This window comes from Marinobacter psychrophilus, assembly GCF_001043175.1.
Lineage (GTDB): Bacteria > Pseudomonadota > Gammaproteobacteria > Pseudomonadales > Oleiphilaceae > Marinobacter > Marinobacter psychrophilus.
The window spans coordinates 863755-887258 of sequence record NZ_CP011494.1; the positions used below are offsets into that span (position 1 = coordinate 863755).

A 23504-nucleotide genomic window follows, 5' to 3' on the forward strand; every position below is an offset into this window, starting at 1 on the left:
AGCAACTGTTTTAAATGCCTGCGGTAACTGACCCCCGTCAATTTTCTGACACTCCATCGGTTACTAGCTTGAAGTCTGCCTATTCGCCCCTACATTAAGTAACAAAGCAGATTCAATAGGCCGATACCGGCCCATTGCACAAAGAACCGGAGCGCCCTTCATGAGAATCGACAAGCTAACCAGCCGCCTGCAAAGCGCTCTGGCCGACGCGCAGTCCCTTGCTGTTGGCAAAGACCACAATTTTATAGAGCCGTTGCACTTGATGCAGGCCTTGTTAGACCAAGAATCCAGCTCCATTAAACCGCTGCTGAAACAGGCTGGCGGCGAGCCCACCCGAATTCGCCAAGCGGTCATTAAAGAAATTGAGAGCCTGCCCGAAGTGAAAGGCAGCGCTGGCGACGTTGCCATGTCCAACGATATGGGCCGCCTGTTTAACATTGCCGACAAACTCGCGCAAAAGCGTAAAGACCAGTTTGTCTCTAGCGAACTGATGTTGCTGGCAGCGCTGGAAGATCGCGGTAGCCTGGGGCGGGTTCTTCGCGAACAAGGTGTGGACAAGGCTGCGCTGGAAAAAGCCATCGAAAACGCCCGCGGTGGGGAATCCGTTGATGACGCTGGCGCCGAAGAAAATCGTCAGGCATTGGATAAATACACCATCGACCTGACCAAAATGGCCGAGTCGGGCAAGCTTGATCCAGTGATTGGTCGTGACGACGAGATTCGCCGCACCATTCAGGTACTGCAGCGCCGTCGTAAGAACAATCCGGTATTGATTGGTGATCCTGGCGTGGGTAAAACCGCCATTGTGGAAGGTCTTGCCCAGCGTATTGTGAATGGCGAAGTACCCGAAGGCCTGAAAAACAAGCGCGTATTGTCTCTGGACATGGGCTCGCTAATTGCCGGTGCCAAATTTCGTGGTGAGTTCGAAGAACGCCTGAAAGCTGTGTTGAAAGAACTAACAAAACAGGAAGGTCAGATCATCCTGTTTATTGACGAAATTCACACCATGGTGGGTGCCGGTAAGGCCGAAGGTTCGATGGATGCTGGCAATATGTTGAAGCCGGCGTTGGCCCGCGGTGAGCTTCACTGCGTGGGCGCGACCACCCTGGATGAGTACCGGAAACACATCGAAAAAGACGCTGCCCTTGAGCGCCGATTCCAGAAAGTGCTGGTAGACGAGCCTAGCGAAGAAGACACCGTTGCTATACTGCGCGGCCTGAAAGAGCGCTATGAGGTGCACCACGGTGTTGAGATAACCGACAGTGCCATTATTGCTGCCGCCAAACTGTCGAGTCGTTACATTGCCGACCGTAAACTGCCGGACAAAGCCATTGATCTGGTGGACGAGGCTGGAAGCCAGATTCGTATGGAAATGGACTCCAAGCCCGAACCGCTGGACCGCCTGGAACGCCGCCTGATCCAGCTGAAGATCGAGCGCGAAGCGCTGAAAAAAGAGACTGATCCGGCATCGAAGAAACGTCTGGAAGAACTCTCCAGCGTGATTGACGGGGTGGAGCGTGAATACGCTGATTTAGAGGAAGTTTGGAACGCTGAAAAGGCCGCCTTACACGGCTCGCAGAAGATCAAAAGCGAGCTCGAACAAGCGCGAACCGAATTGGAGAGTGCCCGGCGGGCTGGTGACCTCGGCCGAATGTCCGAGTTGCAATACGGTCACATTCCTGAGCTTGAGCGCCAGCTGGATATGGCAAGCCAAGCAGAGATGATGAAAATGACTCTGCTGCGCAACCGGGTGACCGAGGAAGAAATTGCAGAAATCGTCTCCAAGTGGACCGGTATTCCGGTGTCGAAAATGCTTGAGGGCGAGCGCGATAAATTGATGCGCATGGAAGAGGCCTTGCACAAGCGGGTGATTGGACAAAACGAGGCCGTAGAAGCGGTGGCCAACGCCGTGCGCCGCTCCCGCGCCGGGCTGTCGGACCCCCATCGTCCCAACGGCTCCTTTTTATTCCTCGGCCCCACCGGTGTGGGAAAAACTGAGTTGTGTAAGGCATTGGCATCGTTTCTGTTTGATACCGACGACGCCATGGTCCGCATAGACATGTCGGAGTTTATGGAGAAGCACTCCGTAGCGCGGCTTATCGGTGCGCCCCCGGGTTATGTGGGCTATGAAGAGGGTGGTTACCTGACCGAAGCTGTGCGCCGGCGGCCTTATTCCGTGCTTTTGCTGGACGAGGTAGAAAAGGCGCACCCGGATGTGTTCAACATTCTACTGCAGGTTCTTGACGATGGACGTCTGACCGACGGCCAAGGCCGCACCGTCGATTTCCGCAACACCGTGATAGTGATGACGTCTAACTTGGGCTCTGGAATTATCCAGCGGCATGCGGGAGAAGAAAACTACGACGCCATGAAAGCGCTGGTGATGGAGGAAGTCGGCACCCATTTTCGTCCCGAGTTTATAAACCGGGTAGACGAAGTGGTGGTGTTCCATCCCCTGGAAGCAAACCAGATCCGTGGCATCGCCAAAGTGCAGATCGAACTTCTCGACAAGCGCTTGCGGCAGCAGGACATTGCTCTGGAATTGGACGAAAGCGCGATGACGTTGCTTGCCAATGTCGGTTACGACCCAGTTTACGGCGCAAGGCCGCTGAAGCGGGCGATTCAGCGGATGATCGAAAACCCTTTGGCGCAACAGTTGCTGCAAGGCAGCTTCGGTCCTGGGGATACCATTTGTACCGGTGTTGAAGAGGGCGCGCTGGTGTTTAGCAAGGCCTAGCAGACCTTGAAACTGTGATGGTTACGCTGTAATGCATTAAATGTACCCTGAACATGCCCGCTACGGGCGGGTTCAGGGTGCTTGTTCAGCACCGCAGTTTTGTTCAACGATGTTTTCGTACGTCTGTTTTTGCTGCGAGACCTCGTCTGGGGTCAGGAATCGTTGCTCGCCATTCTCGGTTATTCGGATACGGGGATTGGTGCTGATTATCTCAAGATTCTGTTGCGCGGCGTCGCAGTTTGTTTTTCGTTGCGCCTGGCGGGTAGCCGCAGCATCAACTGCGAGTGATTCTTCGCTGGCGGCTCGCTGACGCTGCTCCAGCTCATTCAGCTGTTGCTGGGCTGATGAGTTACTGTTCACCAAATTGGACTGGCCAGACCTTACGCTTATCTGCTCAGCTTGAGTGCCTGTAGGCTGGCGATCGCCAAAGTGGGTAACGCCGTCTGCATCGGTCCACTTGTACACCACCGTTGCATTCGCCACGGCTGGCACCATCGCCAATAACAGAGCCATTGTTTTCAGTTGTATCGTCATCGTTTATTGTCCGCTGTGGTTAACCTGTCGCAGGAAACGGGTGACTGGTCAATTATGCTGTAGTCATAGCGTATTAGGACAATTATGTCAGCTCATTTGGTTTTTTTCTTTTGCCTGGTTCAAATAAGTAACGGTCTATTTAGCCAAAGCGGCTATTGACAGGGAGTTTCCCGCTGTCAGAATTACTAATTGCCTGAATGCGGGAGGGGATGTCGTCGGCAATCCCGTTCATATTTCCCCCGTTTATTACCGCGCCCAACACACCGCCCATTGTTGCGGTTATGGTTGTTGCTTACGTGCAATCTGTCGACTGGCTGTTCTCCGCAACCCTCAGGAGAGCGGCTGGCCGGGAGACAACCTTTGTTGGCTGGGGCGTGATGGAGTATCGGTTCAGCTTTCACAAAAAGCCACACAACCGTATATCTAGGTAGCCGGGGTGGTACCCCGATTAAATCATTTGAAGAAGAGGGTCGAAAACGTGGAGTTATTGTCTGGCGCCGAAATGCTCATCCGTTCGCTACAGGATGAAGGCATAGAGAACATTTATGGCTATCCGGGTGGAGCAGCCCTGCATATATACGATGCTCTGTTCAGGCAGGATACCGTCAAGCACATCCTGGTCCGGCACGAACAAGCGGCGGTGCACATGGCTGATGGCTATGCCCGTGCTACCGGCAAAGCGGGTACAGTGCTGGTCACCTCGGGACCGGGTGCGACAAACACCATCACCGGCATTGCGACTGCTTTTATGGATTCCATTCCGATGGTGGTTTTGTGTGGGCAAGTCGCATCAACGTTGATTGGCGAAGATGCCTTCCAGGAAACCGACATGATCGGTGTTTCCCGTCCGGTGGTGAAGCACAACCTCAGCGTGCGCCACCCGTCCGAAATTCCGGAAATCATTCGCAAGGCCTACTACATTGCGACAACCGGCCGACCTGGCCCGGTGGTTGTGGACATTCCAAAGGACATGACCGCACCTAATGATCGCTACGAGTATGTGTTTCCGAAAAAAACCAAATTGCGGTCTTATAATCCCGCCATTCGTGGCCACGCCGGCCAGATTAAAAAAGCAGTGGACATGCTGCTGGCAGCAAAGCGACCGATTGTGTACGCCGGCGGGGGTGTCATTCTAGGCAGGGCCTCTGGTCAACTGACTGAAATGGTGCGCGGGTTGGGTTACCCCATCACGAATACCTTGATGGGCATAGGCTGTTATCCTGCGAGTGACCAGCAGCACATTGGTTGGTTGGGCATGCACGGCACCTACGAAGCCAATATGGTTATGCATCACGCGGACCTTATTCTGGCTGTCGGTGCGCGCTTTGACGACCGCGTTACCAACGCGACTGAGAAGTTCTGCCCAGGCGCCCGCATTATCCACATCGACATCGATCCGGCGTCGATTTCCAAAACCATCAGCGCCGATGTTCCCATCGTTGGGCCGGTGGATTCTGTGCTGAAAGAAATGCAGTCGCTGATCAAAGAAAGCAAGGTCAGGCCCGACGTCGACGCGCTGGCATCCTGGTGGAAGCAGATCGACGAATGGCGCGCTTTTCACGGTATGCGCTATGAAACGAGTGATGACGTAATTAAGCCGCAGGAAGTGGTGGAAATGGTGCACCGCCTGACCAACGGCGATGCATATGTCACCACCGACGTGGGGCAGCACCAGATGTTTGCCGCCCAGTACTACAAGTTTGACAAGCCCAACCGCTGGATCAGCTCCGGTGGTCTTGGCACCATGGGCTTTGGCTTGCCGGCAGCGATGGGCATAAAGTTGAACTTTCCGGATGAAGAGGTGCTCTGCATCACCGGCGAAGGCAGCATCCAGATGAATATCCAGGAGCTGTCGACCTGTAAGCAATACAGCCTGCCTGTGAAAATCATCAACCTGAATAATCAGGCTTTGGGTATGGTTAAACAGTGGCAGGATATGAATTACGGGGCACGCCACTCGCATTCTTACATGGACTCCTTGCCGGACTTCGTCAAGCTCGCGGAGGCCTATGGCCACGAGGGAATGAAAATTACGCGGAAGGAAGACCTGGAGCCCATGCTCAAAAAAGCATTGGCCATGAAAGACAAACTGGTGTTCTTGGATATTTACGTAGACCCTTCTGAGCACGTCTACCCGATGCATGTAGCCCGTGGCTCAATGAAAGATATGTGGCTCAGCAAAACGGAGAAGGTGTAATCATGCGTCGAATCATTTCTGTTTTGTTGGAAAATGAGCCGGGCGCGCTGTCGCGGGTAGTGGGTCTGTTTTCACAGCGCAACTACAACATTGAAACCCTGACGGTTGCACCTACCGAAGACCCGACGATGTCGCGTTTGACTGTAACGACGACGGGTTCTGAGCGGGTGATTGAGCAGATTACCAAGCAGCTGAACAAGCTGATTGAAGTAATCAAGCTCGTTGATCTCACCGAGGGTGCCCATATCGAGCGTGAACTCATGCTGGTAAAGCTGAAAGCAACGGGCTCCCAGCGCGCCGAAATCAAACGCACCGTAGACATTTTTCGTGGTCAGATCGTTGACGTCACCAGTTCGGTGTATACCGTGCAGCTGGCGGGCGATAGTGCCAAGCTGGATGGCTTTATTCAGGCCATTGGTGCAACCGGTGTTCTGGAAGTAGTGCGTAGTGGTGTATCCGGTATTGCTCGCGGTGAAAAAGTGCTCAGCCTTTAAGGCTATTGATTTTAAAAAATTCATAACGTAGAACGCAGGCCCTCAGGGCCGCTCAAACAATAGAGGTTAGTCATGCAGGTTTATTACGATAAGGATTGTGATCTTTCGATCATTCAGGGCAAAAAAGTAGCCATTATTGGCTTTGGTTCCCAAGGGCACGCCCATGCCTGCAACCTGAAAGATTCCGGTGTAGACGTGACGGTTGGTTTGCGCGCTGGTTCGTCTTCCATTGCCAAGGCAGAAGCCTATGGCTTGAAAACGGCTGATGTACCTTCAGCTGTTGCAGCTGCCGACGTGGTGATGGTTTTGACACCAGACGAGTTCCAGTCACAGCTTTACCGCGACGAAGTTGAACCGAATCTGAAACAGGGCGCTACTCTGGCCTTCGCTCACGGTTTTGCTATTCACTACAACCAGATCGTTCCCCGTAAAGATCTGGACGTGATCATGATCGCCCCTAAGGCGCCTGGTCACACTGTACGGACTGAATTTGTTAAAGGCGGCGGTATTCCTGACCTGATTGCCATCTACCAGGATGCATCCGGTAACGCTAAAAACCTTTCCCTGTCTTACGCCAGTGGTTTGGGTGGCGGCCGTACCGGGATTATCGAAACAACGTTTAAAGACGAAACTGAAACCGATCTGTTCGGTGAGCAGGCGGTTTTGTGTGGTGGTGCGGTTGAGCTGGTAAAAGCCGGTTTCGAAACCCTGACCGAAGCTGGTTATGCGCCTGAAATGGCTTATTTCGAATGTCTGCATGAACTCAAGTTGATTGTCGACCTGATGTACGAAGGCGGCATTGCCAACATGAACTACTCCATCTCTAATAATGCAGAGTATGGCGAGTATGTGACAGGCCCAGAAATCATCAACGCGGAATCCCGTGCGGCCATGCGCAACGCGTTGAAGCGTATTCAGAGCGGTGAATATGCCAAGATGTTCATTGCCGAGGGTGCTCTCAACTACCCATCCATGACGGCTGCACGTCGTATTAACGCTGCCCATCCTATTGAGCAAACTGGCGAAAAGTTACGCGGTATGATGCCGTGGATCTCTGCCAACAAGATCGTAGATAAAGACAAAAACTAAAAGTCCAGGCTTTCGGTTTTGTAAGACGCGGCCCGTGTGGCCGCGTTTTTCATATATACTGCGGCCAAATACTTTCCGGAGTAATTGGAATGACTGACGAAAAGAAATCTACCGAATCTAATCCGGCCAATAAGCCAGATGTGTCTGCTTCTGCTGGCAAAGGTACGGAAGACGTTCACGAGCTCCCGCCGGGAGAGGTTATTGAAGAAGAGTTGGTTGGAGGGGCGCCTGTTCGCCATAAAGGTATTTTCCTGCTGCCCAATGCGCTCACTACAGCGTCTTTGTTTTCGGGTTTCTACGCGATTGTCTCTGCCGCCAACGGCATTTTTGACAACGCTGCGATTGCCATCTTCGTGTCTATGATTCTGGATGGGCTGGATGGGCGCGTTGCGCGCATGACGAACACCCAAAGCAAATTTGGCGAAGAGTATGATTCCCTGGCCGATATGGTGGCCTTTGGTGTAGCACCGGGGTTGGTGGCGTTCTTCTGGTCGCTTAATGGTCTGGGTAAGCTGGGTTGGGCGGTAACCTTTATCTATGTAGCCGGAACGGCTCTGCGCTTGGCTCGTTTCAATACTCAGATCGGGTCGGTCGATAAGAAGTACTTTGTTGGCTTGCCAAGCCCTGCGGCGGCGGCTGCCGTGGCGGGAATGGTCTGGTGCTTTCATGCGTTCGAGCCAGCGGCTTGGTTAACGGCTCTAACACTGTTTGTAGTCGCCGGTGCTGGCGTGTTAATGGTCAGCAATGTTCTGTACCAGAGCTTCAAAGATGTCGACATGCGGGGCAGGGTGCCGTTCGCAGCGATTTTACTGGTGGTGCTGATTTTTGTGGTCATTGCGCTTGATCCCGCCACCGTGCTGTTCAGTGCTTTCTTGGTATATGCGTTGACAGGGCCAGTGCGGGCCTTATTTCGTAAAAAGCCTCGTCGTCCAGCGTAATATCGGGTGTAAGTAAGTTGTGGGTAGGGTATAAAGAAGGTGCTCAGGCCCCTTTTCTGATTGCATAGAGCGCGTGTTTGTAGGACGAAGTAAGGGTAAACCGAGATGCAGGGAATCTTTTTCAGATTTGCCGTTGACGTGTACCGAGAAGTCTGTAGAATGCTCATCTCGCTTGAGGGACAGCCGGTTACAGAGAGGCAGGAATCGAGCGAGAACTGTTTTGTAAGACGTTGAAAAGTTTAGGAAATCTGATTTAAACTTTGAACGCGAAAACGGTTGACACGGTTCGGATACGCTGTAGAATGCGCCTCTCGAATCAAGCATTACCAGCCGGTTGATTCGGTGGTTTTGGAAAGAAGATCTTCCGGAGCGGCTCGAAGTAAACGGTTGACAGGAAAGCGAAACGATGTATAATTCGCCTCCTGATTGAGCCACGGCTCAAACGCTCTTTAAAAAATTAACCAAGTAATTCGTGTGGGCGCTGACTGGAGTATTTCGGTAAGAAATACCAAGTCAACGACTCGTCAAGAATTGAGTTTTTGTACTTGAGCAGATTTAAGATCTTCGGATCTTGTATGATTTAAACTGAAGAGTTTGATCATGGCTCAGATTGAACGCTGGCGGCAGGCTTAACACATGCAAGTCGGGCGGAAACGATGGTAGCTTGCTACCAGGCGTCGAGCGGCGGACGGGTGAGTAATGCTTAGGAATCTGCCTAGTAGTGGGGGATAGCCCGGGGAAACTCGGATTAATACCGCATACGCCCTACGGGGGAAAGCAGGGGATCTTCGGACCTTGCGCTATTAGATGAGCCTAAGTCGGATTAGCTTGTTGGTGGGGTAATGGCCTACCAAGGCGACGATCCGTAGCTGGTCTGAGAGGATGATCAGCCACATCGGGACTGAGACACGGCCCGAACTCCTACGGGAGGCAGCAGTGGGGAATATTGGACAATGGGCGCAAGCCTGATCCAGCCATGCCGCGTGTGTGAAGAAGGCTTTCGGGTTGTAAAGCACTTTCAGCGAGGAGGAAGGCCTTAAGACTAATACTCTTGAGGATTGACGTCACTCGCAGAAGAAGCACCGGCTAACTCCGTGCCAGCAGCCGCGGTAATACGGAGGGTGCAAGCGTTAATCGGAATTACTGGGCGTAAAGCGCGCGTAGGTGGTTATGTAAGCGAGATGTGAAAGCCCCGGGCTCAACCTGGGAACGGCACTTCGAACTGCATGGCTAGAGTGTGGTAGAGGGTAGTGGAATTTCCTGTGTAGCGGTGAAATGCGTAGATATAGGAAGGAACACCAGTGGCGAAGGCGGCTACCTGGACCAACACTGACACTGAGGTGCGAAAGCGTGGGGAGCAAACAGGATTAGATACCCTGGTAGTCCACGCCGTAAACGATGTCAACTAGCCGTTGGGGATCTTGAATCCTTAGTGGCGCAGCTAACGCACTAAGTTGACCGCCTGGGGAGTACGGCCGCAAGGTTAAAACTCAAATGAATTGACGGGGGCCCGCACAAGCGGTGGAGCATGTGGTTTAATTCGACGCAACGCGAAGAACCTTACCTGGCCTTGACATGCAGAGAACTTTCCAGAGATGGATCGGTGCCTTCGGGAACTCTGACACAGGTGCTGCATGGCCGTCGTCAGCTCGTGTCGTGAGATGTTGGGTTAAGTCCCGTAACGAGCGCAACCCCTATCCCTAGTTGCTAGCAGGTAATGCTGAGAACTCTAGGGAGACTGCCGGTGACAAACCGGAGGAAGGTGGGGATGACGTCAGGTCATCATGGCCCTTACGGCCAGGGCTACACACGTGCTACAATGGCGCGCACAGAGGGCTGCAAACCCGCGAGGGGGAGCCAATCTCACAAAACGCGTCGTAGTCCGGATCGGAGTCTGCAACTCGACTCCGTGAAGTCGGAATCGCTAGTAATCGTGAATCAGAATGTCACGGTGAATACGTTCCCGGGCCTTGTACACACCGCCCGTCACACCATGGGAGTGGATTGCACCAGAAGTAGTTAGTCTAACCTTCGGGAGGACGATTACCACGGTGTGGTTCATGACTGGGGTGAAGTCGTAACAAGGTAGCCCTAGGGGAACCTGGGGCTGGATCACCTCCTTAAACGATGCCGAACGCTTCGGTCAGAGTCCACACGAATTACTTGGTTGATTAATTAAAGAGAGCAAAGGGTCTTTCAGGCCCAGCGGTCTTGTTGAAAAACAAGCGAAACCGGGTCTGTAGCTCAGTTGGTTAGAGCGCACCCCTGATAAGGGTGAGGTCGGTGGTTCAACTCCACCCAGACCCACCAGACTTGCATAGCTTTTGGGGCTATAGCTCAGCTGGGAGAGCGCCTGCCTTGCACGCAGGAGGTCAGCAGTTCGATCCTGCTTAGCTCCACCATTATACAAGTGGTCTGAATAATCTGAGAACCCTGAGAACCCTGAATGTCCTGACTTCGGTCAGTGTACAGAAAAAAGTATTTCAGTTTAGCGTCCGCTAAGTCTGAAGTTCTTCTTTCTGATCACTGGGTCAGATTTGCTCTTTAACAAATTGGATGAGATAGAACACGAATACTTTTCTCTACGGTCTTTGAGGAAAGTGTTCAAGTGATAACGATTTTTTCAAGCGTTATCCGGTGTTGTCGTTGAAGTGGTTGTTTATAACTTCGAGTGACGGTCTCTAATGTTCCCTGGAACACTCTGTTCGACTTCGGTTGAGCGGCGGTGGGCTTGAGTCATTGGCGATCAGTTGTCTTGGGGTTATATAGTCAAGCAACTAAGCGCATACGGTGGATGCCTAGGCAGTCAGAGGCGATGAAAGACGTGGAAGCCTGCGATAAGGTTCGGGGAGCTGGCAAACGAGCTGTGATCCGGACATTTCTGAATGGGGAAACCCACCCAGTTTAGGCTGGGTATCTTACACTGAATACATAGGTGTAAGAGGCGAACCGGGAGAACTGAAACATCTAAGTACCCCGAGGAAAAGAAATCAACCGAGATTCCCTAAGTAGCGGCGAGCGAACGGGGACTAGCCCTTAAGCTAGACAACTGGTAGGAGAAGGCTCTGGAAAGTGCCGCCATAGTGGGTGATAGCCCTGTATCCGAAACCTGAGTCTAGTGAAATCGAGTAGGACGGGGCACGAGAAACCTTGTCTGAATATGGGGGGACCATCCTCCAAGGCTAAATACTCCTGACTGACCGATAGTGAACCAGTACCGTGAGGGAAAGGCGAAAAGAACCCCTGTGAGGGGAGTGAAATAGATCCTGAAACCGTATGCGTACAAGCAGTCGGAGCAGACTTGTTCTGTGACGGCGTACCTTTTGTATAATGGGTCAGCGACTTATGTTCAGTGGCGAGGTTAACCGTTTAGGGGAGCCGTAGGGAAACCGAGTCTGAATAGGGCGAATTAGTCGCTGGGCATAGACCCGAAACCGGGCGATCTATCCATGAGCAGGTTGAAGGTTGAGTAACATCAACTGGAGGACCGAACCCACTGTCGTTGAAAAGCCAGGGGATGACTTGTGGATCGGAGTGAAAGGCTAATCAAGCCCGGAGATAGCTGGTTCTCCCCGAAAGCTATTTAGGTAGCGCCTCGGACGAATACCACAGGGGGTAGAGCACTGTTTCGGCTAGGGGGTCATCCCGACTTACCAACCCGATGCAAACTCCGAATACCTGTGAGTACTATCCGGGAGACACACGGCGGGTGCTAACGTCCGTCGTGAAGAGGGAAACAACCCAGACCGCCAGCTAAGGTCCCAAAATTCCAGTTAAGTGGGAAACGATGTGGGAAGGCTCAGACAGCTAGGAGGTTGGCTTAGAAGCAGCCATCCTTTAAAGAAAGCGTAATAGCTCACTAGTCGAGTCGGCCTGCGCGGAAGATGTAACGGGGCTCAAACTGGATACCGAAGCTGCGGCTGCATACTTTGTATGCGGGGTAGGGGAGCGTTCTGTAAGCCTGCGAAGGTGAGTTGAGAAGCTTGCTGGAGGTATCAGAAGTGCGAATGCTGACATGAGTAACGACAATGCGAGTGAAAAACTCGCACGCCGGAAGACCAAGGGTTCCTGCGCAACGCTAATCGGCGCAGGGTGAGTCGGCCCCTAAGGTGAGACCGAAAGGTGTAATCGATGGGAGACGGGTTAATATTCCCGTACCTTGAGTCACTGCGATGGAGAGACGGAGAAGGCTAGGTAAGCCGGGCGACGGTCGTCCCGGTTTAAGCGTGTAGGGAGGGGACTTAGGCAAATCCGGGTCCTCAATTCTGAGACGTGATGACGACTGCCCATGTGGCGGGAAGTTATTGATGCCATGCTTCCAGGAAAATCTTCTAAGCTTCAGGTGATTTGAGACCGTACCCCAAACCGACACAGGTGGTCAGGTAGAGAATACCAAGGCGCTTGAGAGAACTCGGGTAAAGGAACTAGGCAAAATGGTGCCGTAACTTCGGGAGAAGGCACGCTGGTGGTATGTGACACCCCTTGCGGGTTGAGCAGAAGCCAGTCGAAGATACCAGGCCCCTGCGACTGTTTATTAAAAACACAGCACTGTGCAAACACGAAAGTGGACGTATACGGTGTGACGCCTGCCCGGTGCCGGAAGGTTAATTGATGGGGTTAGCATTCGTGCGAAGCTCTTGATCGAAGCCCCGGTAAACGGCGGCCGTAACTATAACGGTCCTAAGGTAGCGAAATTCCTTGTCGGGTAAGTTCCGACCTGCACGAATGGCGTAACGATGGGGGCGCTGTCTCTACCCGAGACTCAGTGAAATTGAAATCGCCGTGAAGATGCGGTGTATCCGCGGCTAGACGGAAAGACCCCGTGAACCTTTACTATAGCTTCACAGTGAACTTTGAACATGTTTGTGTAGGATAGCTGGGAGGCATTGAAGCGTGAACGCCAGTTTGCGTGGAGCCAACCTTGAAATACCAGCCTGGCATGTTTGAGGTTCTAACTCTGTCCCCTTATCGGGGATGAGGACACTGTGTGGTGGGTAGTTTGACTGGGGCGGTCTCCTCCTAAAGCGTAACGGAGGAGCACAAAGGTGGGCTAAGTACGGTCGGACATCGTACGGTTAGTGTAATGGCACAAGCCCGCTTGACTGCGAGACAGACACGTCGAGCAGGTACGAAAGTAGGTCATAGTGATCCGGTGGTTCTGTATGGAAGGGCCATCGCTCAACGGATAAAAGGTACTCCGGGGATAACAGGCTGATACCGCCCAAGAGTTCACATCGACGGCGGTGTTTGGCACCTCGATGTCGGCTCATCACATCCTGGGGCTGAAGCCGGTCCCAAGGGTATGGCTGTTCGCCATTTAAAGTGGTACGCGAGCTGGGTTTAGAACGTCGTGAGACAGTTCGGTCCCTATCTGCCGTGGACGTTGGAGATTTGAGGAAAGCTGCTCCTAGTACGAGAGGACCGGAGTGGACGAACCTCTGGTGTTCGGGTTGTCACGCCAGTGGCATTGCCCGGTAGCTATGTTCGGATAGGATAACCGCTGAAAGCATCTAAGCGGGAAGCCCCTTCCAAGATGAGATCTCCCTGGGCCCTAGAGGCCCCTGAAGAGCCGTTCAAGACCAGGACGTTGATAGGTTGGGTGTGTAAGCGCTGCGAGGCGTTGAGCTAACCAATACTAATTGCTCGTGCGGCTTGACTATATAACACCCAAGACAATTGCGGATATCGCAACGAAAAAATTATTATCACGGCCCTTAAAGCCAATGTTCTATCTCATCCCCCAGTGATCAACCGTTTTGTCTGACGACCATAGCGGCCTGGTACCACCTGATCCCATCTCGAACTCAGAAGTGAAACAGGCCTGCGCCGATGGTAGTGTGGTTCGCCCATGTGAGAGTAGGTCATCGTCAGACTCTTATTGCTAATTGCCCCGATAGCTCACGCCGTCGGGGCTTTTTTTTGCCTGAAATACAGCAGGCAAAGGTCTAATCTGTACCCGGTGGGTCACCGGTTCCAGGCATGTCCCCTATTCGTGAAATCTGTCCCGGTGATATACTGCGAGTCTAAAGCCCAATAAGCCTGATGGAGTTGCTGCATGTCTGCCAATGATCACCTCGTCATATTTGATACCACTCTGCGCGATGGCGAGCAAAGCCCCGGCGCCACCATGAACAAGGCCGAAAAGCTGCGCATTGCCAAAGCATTGGAAAAACTGCGTGTTGACGTCATTGAAGCCGGCTTCGCCATAGCCAGTCAAGGCGATTTCGAAGCGATCAAAGTGATTGCAGAAACCATTAAAGACGCCACAATATGCAGTCTGGCGCGGGCCACTGATGGTGACATTGATCGGGCTGCCGAGGCTGTGCGTCCGGCAAATCGTAGCCGCATTCACACATTCATTGCGACATCTCCTATCCATATGAAGCACAAGCTGAATATGACGCCTGACGAGGTGATAGAGCAAGCCGTACGCGCGGTTAAACGAGCACGTAATCACGTTTTCGATGTGGAATTTTCGTGTGAAGACGCAGGTCGTTCCGAGTTGGATTTTCTATGCCGCATCATTGAGGCGGCGATTGACGCCGGTGCTACAACCATCAATATCCCGGACACAGTGGGTTACGCTATACCCCATCAGTTCGGCAACACCATGGCTCAGTTGTTGAACCGCATTCCCAACGCCGACAAGGCTATTTTCTCGGTTCATTGCCACAACGACTTGGGACTTGCCGTTGCCAACTCTTTGGCGGCTGTTTCCCAAGGCGCACGCCAGGTTGAATGCACTATCAATGGTTTGGGCGAGCGCGCCGGTAACGCCTCCCTGGAAGAGATTGTCATGGCGGTTCGAACTCGCCAAGACTACTTCAATCTAGATACCCGCATAGACGCCACCCACATAGTGCCGGCTTCCCGTTTAGTGTCGACCATTACCGGTTTCCCGGTACAACCTAACAAAGCGATTGTAGGCGCTAACGCTTTTGCCCACGAGTCTGGTATTCACCAAGATGGCGTACTCAAGCATCGCGAAACCTATGAAATCATGAGGGCTGAAGATGTCGGCTGGCACACCAACAGCCTGGTGATGGGTAAGCATTCTGGCCGCAATGCATTCCGCACGCGTTTGCTAGAGCTGGGCATCCAATTTGGCACCGAAACCGAGCTGAATGAGGCTTTTGCTCGCTTCAAGGCACTTGCAGACTTGAAACACGAGATTTTTGACGAAGACTTGCAGGCTATTGCTAGCAATACCCGTCAAGAAGACCAGTTAGGGCGCTTCGGGTTGGTGTGCATGAAAGTGTGTTCGGAAACCGGTGTGATTCCGAAAGCCGATCTGACGATTACCATGGATGACAAAGAGCACCGTGTTCAGGCGGAAGGCAGTGGCCCGGTCGATGCGACATTCAAAGCCATTGAGTCATTGGTGGATTCCGGTTGCAAGCTTCAGCTCTACTCGGTGAATAACATCACCAGTGGTACTGATTCACAAGGTGAGGTTACGGTGCGCCTTGAGCGCGGTGGTCGCATTGTTAATGGAGTAGGGGCAGACACTGACATCATTATTGCATCCGTTAAAGCATACATAGCTGCGTTGAATTTGATCAGTGCGGGTGGTATACGGCACCATCCGCAAGGAGCGGATGTATAAAGGCCATCAAGATGCGTTCGAATAATTTGGCAGGATGTTAATGCGAACCCACGAAGTGGAACGGCAATTTTATTTGGCGATGTCCGGTGTGCAGCTCTGGTACGCTCGCGAGCCGCTACCGGGTGCTGCGCCTAGCCCTGAATTTGTGTTTCCGTTAGAGCGCGCTCTAACGACTCCAGTGCTACCAATGCCTGCCGGTAACCCTGCTACGCCCGTTCACGCGCCTTCTTCAGCCCACTTGCCAAAAGCCAAACCGTTGCGCCGGGCAGATCCTGCGGCTGCCGCCCGCATTGCTGATCTGCAGTCGCTGATGAAAGCGGAAAAAACCGAGGCACCCCAGCCTGATCGCCCTCCCAAACCGATAGAAGATGTTTCTATCAGCACGCGTTTGGCTCCTGACCCGACGCCTGCCCCGATCACGGATGCGTCGCCGCCGGTGAAGATTGCTCCTGTGCCAGCGGCGCTCTCGCCATCGATACGTCATCCTGACCCGCTTGTGCCACCAGCCGATCCGCTAAAGGTTACCCTAGCGTTGTGGCAGGGCCGAGATGTCAGTCTGATAGCGGCACTCTCGAACGACGCCAGCGTCAAGTTGCAACAAGCGCTAGCGCACAATATTTTGCGGAGCCTCGGCGAAAAGGAGTCGAGTGAATGCGTAACCGTAAACTGGCCGGTGTTTAACAACCTTCTGGTGCCTGGCAACCAGTCACAGGATCTGGTTGGCGTTCTGAAACCGATTTTATCCGGCTTGGGCGCTCAACATCTGATCGTACTGGGTGCGAATGCTGACGACCATTTAAGCGCTGATCATGCCGGGGGCGCCGTGCCATCTTGGCTAGCGGAAGCATTGCCGACGTTAAAACAGCCGTTGATGGCTTTCAGGTTCAGCCTTGCCGAACTTGCAGCGCAGCCTCAGTACAAAAGGGACCTGTGGAGTGCAATCAGAGAATGGGTGAACTGAGTCATGGGCGACCGAACTAAGGCTTACCAGCAGGTGGCTCAGGGCGATCTGGTTATTGACAATTTGACTGTGGAAGAGTTGCCGACAATTCTTGAAATAGAGCGTGGCTGCCATTCTAACCCTTGGTCTGCAGGTATCTTTGAAGATTGCTTTAAGTCCACTTACCGGCTGTGGGCCGCGCGCCGCAATGGTGAGCTTGCCGGCTTCGCGGTGGTTGCCTATCAATATGATGAAGCTCACCTGCTGAATCTTTGCGTAGCACCGGCGGCGCGCGGCCTGGGTGTCGCACGGCGGCTGTTACAGTATCTGATTGCACGGTCTGGCCACGATGGCATGCAGCTTTTGTTGCTGGAGGTTCGCCATAGCAATCGGCCTGCCTACCGCTTGTATTGCTCTGAGGGCTTTGAGCAGGTTGGTGTGCGCCCAGATTATTATCCTGCGCCCAATGGCCGTGAAAACGCTCGGGTGATGACGCGCCCCTGTTTGCTCTAAGCCACTGCACCGGGGTTCGCGTCTAAGCGCCTTAAGCTCTATAATGACGCCCTTTTCAGCGCTTTCTATTCAGGTTGTCTTGTTACTATGTCGAATCCTTCCCAGCTCTCAACGGAAGTGGCTAACCGTCGCACTTTCGCGATTATTTCCCACCCGGACGCCGGTAAAACCACTATTACTGAAAAGGTGTTGCTGTTCGGTCAGGCTATTCAAAGGGCAGGCACCGTAAAAGGCAAAAAATCCGGTCAGCATGCCAAATCAGACTGGATGGAAATGGAAAAGGAGCGGGGTATTTCCGTTACCACCTCGGTTATGCAGTTTCCCTACCATGGCAGTTTGATCAACCTGCTGGATACACCGGGCCACGAAGACTTTTCCGAAGATACCTACCGCACCCTGACAGCCGTAGACTCTTGCCTAATGGTCATAGACAGCGCCAAGGGTGTTGAGGCGCGCACCATCAAGTTGATGGAAGTAACGCGCCTGCGTGATACGCCCATCATCACGTTCATGAACAAACTGGATCGGGAGACCCGTGATCCGGTAGATCTGATGGACGAAGTCGAAAGGGTTCTCAATATTGCCTGTGCGCCTATTACCTGGCCTATCGGCATGGGGAAAAGTTTTAAAGGGGTGTATCACCTGCTGCGGGATGAAGTCATTCTGTATCACACAGGGCAAGGCCACATGATTCAGGAAGAGCGAATTATAAAGGGTCTGGACAATCCCGAGCTTGAGACCGCCCTGGGGGGCTATGCCGCAGAACTGCGTGACGAGGTAGAGCTGGTGAAGGGTGCGTCTCACCAATTCGATCAGCAGGCTTTTCTGGCCGGAGAGCTAACGCCGGTATTTTTTGGGACTGCGCTGGGCAATTTCGGAGTTGATCACATGCTGGATGGTCTGGTGGAGTGGGCGCCTGTGCCGCAACCACGGCAGACTGACCAGTGTCTGGTGCAGCCGGAGGATGAAAATTTTTCTGCTTTCGTATTTAAAATACAGGCCAACATGGATCCACAGCACCGCGACCGCGTTGCCTTTTTGCGGATTGTCTCTGGCCAGTATGCGCCAGGAATGAAGGCGCGCCACGTGCGGCTGGGCAAAGATGTACGCTTTTCTGATGCGCTTACCTTTATGGCTGGCGACCGGGAGCGTGCAGAGGAAGCATTTGCGGGTGATATTATCGGTTTGCACAACCACGGTACTATCCAGCTGGGGGATACCTTTACCTCCGGTGCCGACATGAAATTTACCGGTATTCCCAACTTTGCGCCTGAACTGTTCCGTCGCATCCGTTTGAAAGATCCACTTAAGGCCAAGCAGCTGCAAAAAGGACTGATTCAGCTGTCAGAAGAGGGCGCTGTTCAGCTATTCCGCCCGCTGCGCAACAACGACCTGATCGTCGGTGCTGTTGGGGTGCTGCAGTTTGACGTAGTGGTCAGTCGTCTGAAAACCGAATATAAGGTAGAGGCCATTTACGAGCCGATTAACGTATCCACGGCGCGCTGGGTAATCTGCAGTGACGAGCGCAAGTTGGACGAGTTTAAGCGTAAGAATAACGACAATCTGGCCCTCGATGGCGCTAATCAGCTTGCGTATATTGCACCGACTATGGTGAATTTGAGCTTGGCCCAAGAGCGTTATCCCGACATAGAGTTCCATAAAACCCGAGAGCATTAATTTTACCCGTTGCCATTTGGTTTAGAGGTCGACGTAATGCTGGTTGACGTCCATTGTCATTTCGATTTTCCCCAGTTTGACGGGCAGCGTGAGCGATTGATGGGCGAGTTGCGTGGGCAGGGCATTGGCGGACTGGTGATACCTGGCGTTCGCTGCGCCGATTGGCCGAAAGTACAGCAAGTCGCTATGGCTCATTCTGGTGTTTTTTACTGTCTGGGCATTCACCCTTGGTATATTGACGAACATGGCCCTGAGGATCTGCAGCAGTTGCGGGACCGCCTGACTAACGCAAGCGAGCTATGTGTAGGTGTTGGTGAGTGCGGGCTAGATCGGCTTCGGGGCACTCTGAGCGAGCAGACGCCATGGTTCGAAGCCCAGGTGAGAATTGCCGCCGAGTATCGACGAGCGCTGGTGATCCATTCCGTTAAAGCCCATGATGAAGTTGTCGCGGTATTAAGGGCGGCGAACTGGACGGGTAATGCGTTGGTTCACGGCTTTTCCGGTAGCTATCAGCAAGCGGTAAAATTGATAGATCTGGGTTGTATGTTAGGGGTAGGTGGTGTGATTACTCACGCCAAGGGCGGTAAAACACGCGACACGTTAACGCGTGTCCCTGCCTCTGCTTTGGTTTTAGAGACAGACGCACCCGATATGGCACCGGCCGGTGTTCGGCAAGGCCAGAACTCTCCGCAGTATCTGCCGGATATACTGCGAGAACTGGCCCTACTGCGTGGCGTAGACGAACCCGAATTAGCAGCTGTCCTGCTCGAAAATAGCTGTCGACTCTATGGTTCTGCGCTACAAGCGAAGTTTTGTGGGTCGCAACTGGGTGATTACCGAAACTGACGATATCGGGGTTGGATTTTTTTGCGGCCTAAAGTATACTTCGCGACCTGGCTTTTCAAGGCGTTGATACTGTCTCAGCCCCGAACAGTTCAGCGCAACCAACAGGTAGAGAAATCTGCTGCTGTGATTCTTCAGCTTAAAGCAGGTTTTAACGATTATTTTATAGCGTTCAAGGCGGAATCAATGAAGACTCTGAGTGCGAAACCAGAAACTGTAAAACGTGACTGGTACGTTGTAGACGCAGCCGGCAAGACGCTGGGTCGTCTTTCAACCGAAATCGCCCTTCGTCTGCGGGGCAAGCATAAGCCTGAGTACACCCCCCATGTAGACACTGGCGATTATATTATTGTTATCAACGCCAGCCAGGTGCGGGTTACCGGCAAGAAGGCATCTGACAAGATGTACTACAGCCATACCGGCTTTCCGGGTGGAATTAAATCCATCAGCTTTGAGAAGTTGATCGCAAAGGCCCCTGAGCAAATCATCCAGAAGTCTGTCAAAGGCATGCTTCCGAAGGGTCCGCTTGGTCGTGCCATGTTCATGAAGCTGAAAACCTATGCCGGCGCTGAGCATCCTCACGCAGCCCAGCAGCCCAAAGAACTCGACATTTAACGGAAGGCGGATATGTCTGTAGCACAAAATTACGGTACCGGTCGCCGCAAAACCTCTACGGCTCGTGTATTTATCAAGCCGGGAAGCGGTAGCATTTCAATCAACGGTCGCACCATCGAAGAATTTTTCGGTCGTGAAACCTTGCGTATGATCGTGCGTCAGCCTCTGGTTGTTGCCGAGTCTGTGGATCGTTTTGATATCAACGTCACGGTAAAAGGCGGCGGTATCAGTGGTCAAGCCGGCGCTATACGCCACGGTTTAACGCGCGCTTTGTTGGAATATGACGAAACATTGCGTCCAGCCATGCGCAAAGCGGGTTATGTAACCCGTGATGCCCGTGAAGTTGAGCGTAAGAAAGTGGGTCTGCGCAAAGCGCGTAAGCGTCCTCAGTTCTCCAAGCGTTAATTTTGCTGGAGCAGACACAAAAACCCGGCTTATTGTCGGGTTTTTTTTCGCCTGTATAGCTCGCAATCAAATTGACTTAGCGCATGGAAAGCCGCTGTAGCGGCTTTCCGACTTGTAAGGAAGTGGTAATTTCATTACTATTTGTGCGCTTATAATCTTGTGTTGTGAAGTCCTTTTAGATGCGCATTGCTGCCTTGCTTGCAGCGTGTGTCATCGCCTGATGGGAGAAAACCATAATGAAAAATGGCGACGTAAGCCATGGTCGGCGCCGGTTTTTGGTCGGTGCTACGGCTGCGGTCGGCGGGGTTGGGATTGTTGGTGCTGCGGTACCTTTCGTGGCGTCCTGGAATCCCAGTGCGAAAGCGGAAGCTGCGGGCGCACCGGTAACTGTCAATATTGAGAAAATTGAGTCGGGTCAGCAGATCACTGTCGAGTGGCGGGGTACCCCAGTTTGGATTATCCGTCGTACAACTGAGATGTTGGATAATATTGAAAAGCTCAGCGACCAGATGAAAGATCCCCAGTCCGAAGCGGATCAGCAGCCGACATACGCCAACGACGTTTTTCGTTCGATAAACCCAGAGTACGCTGTTCTGGTGGGTCTGTGCACACATTTGGGTTGTGTGCCGTCGTATCGGCCCGAGGTCGCTCCGTCCGATTTGGGCGAAGATTGGTTGGGCGGTTTATTTTGCCCCTGTCACGGTTCCCGCTACGACATGGCCGGCCGCGTTTATGATGCGCAGCCTGCACCCCTGAACCTCGTGGTTCCGCCTCATAGGTACGATGACGACATGACCCTCACCCTTGGTCTTGATCCGGAGGTTGCGTAATGTCAAAACTCATACAGTGGGTAGACGAACGTCTCCCAATTGTTGAAGCCTGGAACAAACATCTGGCGGAATATTACGCGCCGAAGAACTTCAACTTTTGGTATTTCTTCGGTTTTTTGGCCATGGTTGTCTTGGTTAACCAGTTGGTTACCGGTATCTGGCTGACTATGAGTTACAACCCCTCCGGCGAAGGCGCTTTTGCCTCGGTGGAGTATATCATGCGTGATGTGCAGTGGGGCTGGTTGTTGCGTTACCTGCACTCTACCGGCGCTTCTGCGTTTTTCATTGTTGTCTACCTGCACATGTTCCGCGGCCTTCTATATGGCTCTTATCAGAAGCCCCGTGAGCTGATCTGGCTGTTTGGCATGTTGATTTATCTGGTGCTGATGGCTGAAGCCTTCATGGGATACTTGCTGCCATGGGGACAGATGTCCTACTGGGGTGCTCAGGTCATTGTGAATCTGTTTGGTGCTATTCCGGTGATTGGTGAAGACCTGTCGCTGTGGATTCGTGGTGACTACCTGATTTCTGGTATTACCTTGAACCGCTTCTTTGCTCTGCACGTTGTGGCTTTGCCTATCGTGTTGCTTGGGCTGGTAGTGCTGCACATTTTGGCGCTGCACGAAGTGGGTTCGAACAACCCTGACGGCATCGACATCAAGAAACACAAAGACGAAAACGGCATCCCTAAAGATGGTATCCCGTTCCATCCGTACTACACCGTGCATGATTTGATGGGTGTGGGCGTATTTTTCTTCATTTTCTTCATTGTGGTGTTCTTCTTCCCGGAAATGGGGGGTCTATTCATCGAGGCACCGAACTTTGAGCCTGCCAACCCGCTGAAGACGCCTGCTCACATTGCTCCGGTATGGTACTTTACGCCGTTCTACGCGATGTTGCGTGCGGTGACGGTTGACTTTTTGGGGTTGTCTGCAAAGTTCTGGGGTGTGGTAGTAATGGGTGGTGCAATCGCCATACTGTTCGTTCTGCCTTGGCTTGATCGCAGCCCGGTTCGTTCTATGCGCTATAAAGGCTGGATGAGCCGTGTGGCGTTGACGGTTTTTGCCGTCAGCTTTGTCGTGCTGGGTTATCTCGGCCTGGTACCGACTACTGTCGGCCGTACCATAGCCGCTCAGATCCTGACCGTGTTTTACTTCCTTTTCTTCATTCTTATGCCGTTCTATACGCGCATGGAGAAAACCAAGCCAGTTCCAGAAAGGGTGACAGGATAATGAAAAAGCTGATTCTTGGTCTTTTCATGGTCATCCTGCCGGCACTTGGGCTGGCAGCGGGTGGCGCCGTGCCACTGGACCACATCAAAACCGATCACACCGATAAAGCGTCATTACAGCGTGGTGTGGCAATGTTCACTAACTATTGCATGGGCTGTCATTCCATGGAGTACGCCCGCTATAAACGTGTGGCGGAAGATCTGGAAATCCCGGTTGATCTGTACACGGAAAATCTGATTTTCACCGGTGCAAATATCGGTGAATTGATGAAAAACGCCATGAACAAAGATATGGCTGCCGACTGGTTTGGTGCGCCGCCTCCGGATCTTACGTTGGAAACCCGTCTGCGCGGTGAAAGCTGGGTGTATTCATACTTGCGAGGCTTCTACAAGGATGACAGTCGCCCGCTAGGTGTTAACAACGTCGTGTTTGCAGCCGTGGGTATGCCCCATGTACTGGTTGAATTGCAGGGCTTGTGCGCGGTCAAGCCAAATATTGGCGTGAAAGCCTCAGTTGAGCCACTTAGTGGCAACATTAATAACGCAGACATTTGCCCCAGTTATGCCATCGAAGGCAGTATGGAGGCGGCCGAGTTTGACCGTGCCATGTATGACCTGACCAACTTCATGTCTTACATGGCGGATCCGGTCAAGGTGGAGCGCGAACGTCTTGGTGTTTTTGTGCTGATCTTCGTCGCGATTTTCTTTATATTCGCCTACCTGCTCAACCGTGAGTACTGGAAGGATATACACTGAAAAGTAGGGTATAATACGTTGCCCTGAGCTTCAGCGAGCCATGATTGGTTCGCTGGGCTTTTTTCGTTTTTCAGGGCCAATTTTTTTGATCAATCATGA

At 52.7% G+C, this 23504-nt stretch carries 16 protein-coding genes, 2 tRNA genes and 3 rRNA genes; 20 read left to right on the forward strand and 1 reads right to left on the reverse strand.

Features of this window, described 5'->3' with window-relative positions:
• Positions 1-160 precede the first annotated feature (160 nt).
• On the forward strand, positions 161-2737 hold the full coding sequence (clpB, locus tag ABA45_RS03870) for an ATP-dependent chaperone ClpB (protein ID WP_048384398.1): 2577 nt from the start codon (positions 161-163) through the stop codon (positions 2735-2737).
• A gap of 72 nt (positions 2738-2809) precedes the next feature.
• On the opposite strand, the gene ABA45_RS03875 is transcribed toward clpB, so the two are convergent.
• Positions 2810-3271 carry a DUF4124 domain-containing protein gene (locus tag ABA45_RS03875; RefSeq protein WP_048384399.1) on the reverse strand — a complete coding sequence of 154 codons (462 nt, stop codon included), beginning with the start codon at positions 3269-3271 and terminating at the stop codon, positions 2810-2812.
• A gap of 478 nt (positions 3272-3749) precedes the next feature.
• On the opposite strand from ABA45_RS03875, the gene ABA45_RS03885 reads away from it, so the two are divergent.
• The 19 genes from ABA45_RS03885 to ABA45_RS03975 all read left to right on the forward strand — a co-directional run bounded on the left by ABA45_RS03885 (position 3750) and on the right by ABA45_RS03975 (position 23405).
• Positions 3750-5468: an acetolactate synthase 3 large subunit gene (locus ABA45_RS03885; RefSeq protein ID WP_014870043.1), complete on the forward strand. Its 1719-nt coding sequence runs from the start codon at positions 3750-3752 to the stop codon at positions 5466-5468.
• A 2-nt stretch (positions 5469-5470) separates the two neighbouring features.
• Complete coding sequence (gene ilvN, locus ABA45_RS03890) at positions 5471-5962, forward strand: acetolactate synthase small subunit (protein ID WP_007350353.1); 492 nt, start codon at positions 5471-5473, stop codon at positions 5960-5962.
• A 72-nt stretch (positions 5963-6034) separates the two neighbouring features.
• Positions 6035-7051: a ketol-acid reductoisomerase gene (ilvC, locus tag ABA45_RS03895; protein ID WP_014870045.1), complete on the forward strand. Its 1017-nt coding sequence runs from the start codon at positions 6035-6037 to the stop codon at positions 7049-7051.
• 89 nt (positions 7052-7140) lie between these two features.
• Entirely contained in the window at positions 7141-7989 is an 849-nt protein-coding gene (gene pssA / locus ABA45_RS03900; protein ID WP_048384401.1) for a CDP-diacylglycerol--serine O-phosphatidyltransferase, read from the forward strand.
• Positions 7990-8571: 582 nt separating this feature from the next.
• Positions 8572-10112 (forward strand): 16S ribosomal RNA (locus ABA45_RS03905).
• 110 nt (positions 10113-10222) lie between these two features.
• Positions 10223-10299: transfer RNA gene (locus ABA45_RS03910), tRNA-Ile, on the forward strand.
• Positions 10300-10315: 16 nt separating this feature from the next.
• Positions 10316-10391 (forward strand) — tRNA-Ala (locus ABA45_RS03915).
• Positions 10392-10756: 365 nt separating this feature from the next.
• Positions 10757-13649, forward strand: a 23S ribosomal RNA gene (locus ABA45_RS03920).
• A 99-nt stretch (positions 13650-13748) separates the two neighbouring features.
• Positions 13749-13862, forward strand: a 5S ribosomal RNA gene (gene rrf, locus ABA45_RS03925).
• The 16S, 23S and 5S rRNA genes sit together here with 2 tRNA genes alongside, the layout of an rRNA operon.
• Before the next feature lie 182 nt (positions 13863-14044).
• Positions 14045-15595 carry a 2-isopropylmalate synthase gene (locus ABA45_RS03930; protein WP_048384402.1) on the forward strand — a complete coding sequence of 517 codons (1551 nt, stop codon included), beginning with the start codon at positions 14045-14047 and terminating at the stop codon, positions 15593-15595.
• A gap of 40 nt (positions 15596-15635) precedes the next feature.
• Positions 15636-16556, forward strand: a complete 921-nt coding sequence (locus tag ABA45_RS03935) for a hypothetical protein (protein WP_048384403.1) — start codon at positions 15636-15638, stop codon at positions 16554-16556.
• Positions 16557-16559: 3 nt separating this feature from the next.
• Positions 16560-17048 carry a ribosomal protein S18-alanine N-acetyltransferase gene (gene rimI, locus ABA45_RS03940; protein WP_048384404.1) on the forward strand — a complete coding sequence of 163 codons (489 nt, stop codon included), beginning with the start codon at positions 16560-16562 and terminating at the stop codon, positions 17046-17048.
• An 87-nt stretch (positions 17049-17135) separates the two neighbouring features.
• Positions 17136-18725, forward strand: a complete 1590-nt coding sequence (gene prfC, locus ABA45_RS03945; RefSeq protein ID WP_048384405.1) for a peptide chain release factor 3 — start codon at positions 17136-17138, stop codon at positions 18723-18725.
• 36 nt (positions 18726-18761) lie between these two features.
• Positions 18762-19571 carry a TatD family hydrolase gene (locus ABA45_RS03950; RefSeq protein WP_048384406.1) on the forward strand — a complete coding sequence of 270 codons (810 nt, stop codon included), beginning with the start codon at positions 18762-18764 and terminating at the stop codon, positions 19569-19571.
• 183 nt (positions 19572-19754) lie between these two features.
• Entirely contained in the window at positions 19755-20183 is a 429-nt protein-coding gene (gene rplM, locus ABA45_RS03955) for a 50S ribosomal protein L13 (protein ID WP_041635453.1), read from the forward strand.
• A 12-nt stretch (positions 20184-20195) separates the two neighbouring features.
• The gene (gene rpsI / locus ABA45_RS03960; RefSeq protein ID WP_048384407.1) at positions 20196-20588 is read left to right on the forward strand and encodes a 30S ribosomal protein S9; all 393 of its coding nucleotides are present in this window, start codon (positions 20196-20198) and stop codon (positions 20586-20588) included.
• A 236-nt stretch (positions 20589-20824) separates the two neighbouring features.
• A complete protein-coding gene (petA, locus tag ABA45_RS03965; RefSeq protein WP_048384408.1) occupies positions 20825-21418 on the forward strand; it encodes a ubiquinol-cytochrome c reductase iron-sulfur subunit in 594 nt (197 codons plus the stop codon).
• Positions 21418-22650, forward strand: coding sequence for a cytochrome b (locus ABA45_RS03970; protein ID WP_048384409.1), 1233 nt, complete (start codon positions 21418-21420; stop codon positions 22648-22650). The genes petA and ABA45_RS03970 overlap by 1 nt, the downstream gene beginning before the upstream one ends.
• On the forward strand, positions 22650-23405 hold the full coding sequence (locus ABA45_RS03975; RefSeq protein WP_048384410.1) for a cytochrome c1: 756 nt from the start codon (positions 22650-22652) through the stop codon (positions 23403-23405). The genes ABA45_RS03970 and ABA45_RS03975 overlap by 1 nt, the downstream gene beginning before the upstream one ends.
• Positions 23406-23504: the final 99 nt, after the last annotated feature.

Bases quoted from the DNA above. Each gene is read 5' to 3' on its own strand.
- clpB (WP_048384398.1), top strand. From the start codon at position 161: ATGAGAATCGACAAGCTAACCAGCCGCCTGCAAAGCGCTCTGGCCGAC.
- ABA45_RS03875 (WP_048384399.1), bottom strand. From the start codon at position 3,271: ATGACGATACAACTGAAAACAATGGCTCTGTTATTGGCGATGGTGCCA.
- ilvN (WP_007350353.1), top strand. From the start codon at position 5,471: ATGCGTCGAATCATTTCTGTTTTGTTGGAAAATGAGCCGGGCGCGCTG.
- ilvC (WP_014870045.1), top strand. From the start codon at position 6,035: ATGCAGGTTTATTACGATAAGGATTGTGATCTTTCGATCATTCAGGGC.
- pssA (WP_048384401.1), top strand. From the start codon at position 7,141: ATGACTGACGAAAAGAAATCTACCGAATCTAATCCGGCCAATAAGCCA.
- ABA45_RS03930 (WP_048384402.1), top strand. From the start codon at position 14,045: ATGTCTGCCAATGATCACCTCGTCATATTTGATACCACTCTGCGCGAT.
- ABA45_RS03935 (WP_048384403.1), top strand. From the start codon at position 15,636: ATGCGAACCCACGAAGTGGAACGGCAATTTTATTTGGCGATGTCCGGT.
- rimI (WP_048384404.1), top strand. From the start codon at position 16,560: ATGGGCGACCGAACTAAGGCTTACCAGCAGGTGGCTCAGGGCGATCTG.
- prfC (WP_048384405.1), top strand. From the start codon at position 17,136: ATGTCGAATCCTTCCCAGCTCTCAACGGAAGTGGCTAACCGTCGCACT.
- ABA45_RS03950 (WP_048384406.1), top strand. From the start codon at position 18,762: ATGCTGGTTGACGTCCATTGTCATTTCGATTTTCCCCAGTTTGACGGG.
- rplM (WP_041635453.1), top strand. From the start codon at position 19,755: ATGAAGACTCTGAGTGCGAAACCAGAAACTGTAAAACGTGACTGGTAC.
- rpsI (WP_048384407.1), top strand. From the start codon at position 20,196: ATGTCTGTAGCACAAAATTACGGTACCGGTCGCCGCAAAACCTCTACG.
- petA (WP_048384408.1), top strand. From the start codon at position 20,825: ATGAAAAATGGCGACGTAAGCCATGGTCGGCGCCGGTTTTTGGTCGGT.
- ABA45_RS03970 (WP_048384409.1), top strand. From the start codon at position 21,418: ATGTCAAAACTCATACAGTGGGTAGACGAACGTCTCCCAATTGTTGAA.
- ABA45_RS03975 (WP_048384410.1), top strand. From the start codon at position 22,650: ATGAAAAAGCTGATTCTTGGTCTTTTCATGGTCATCCTGCCGGCACTT.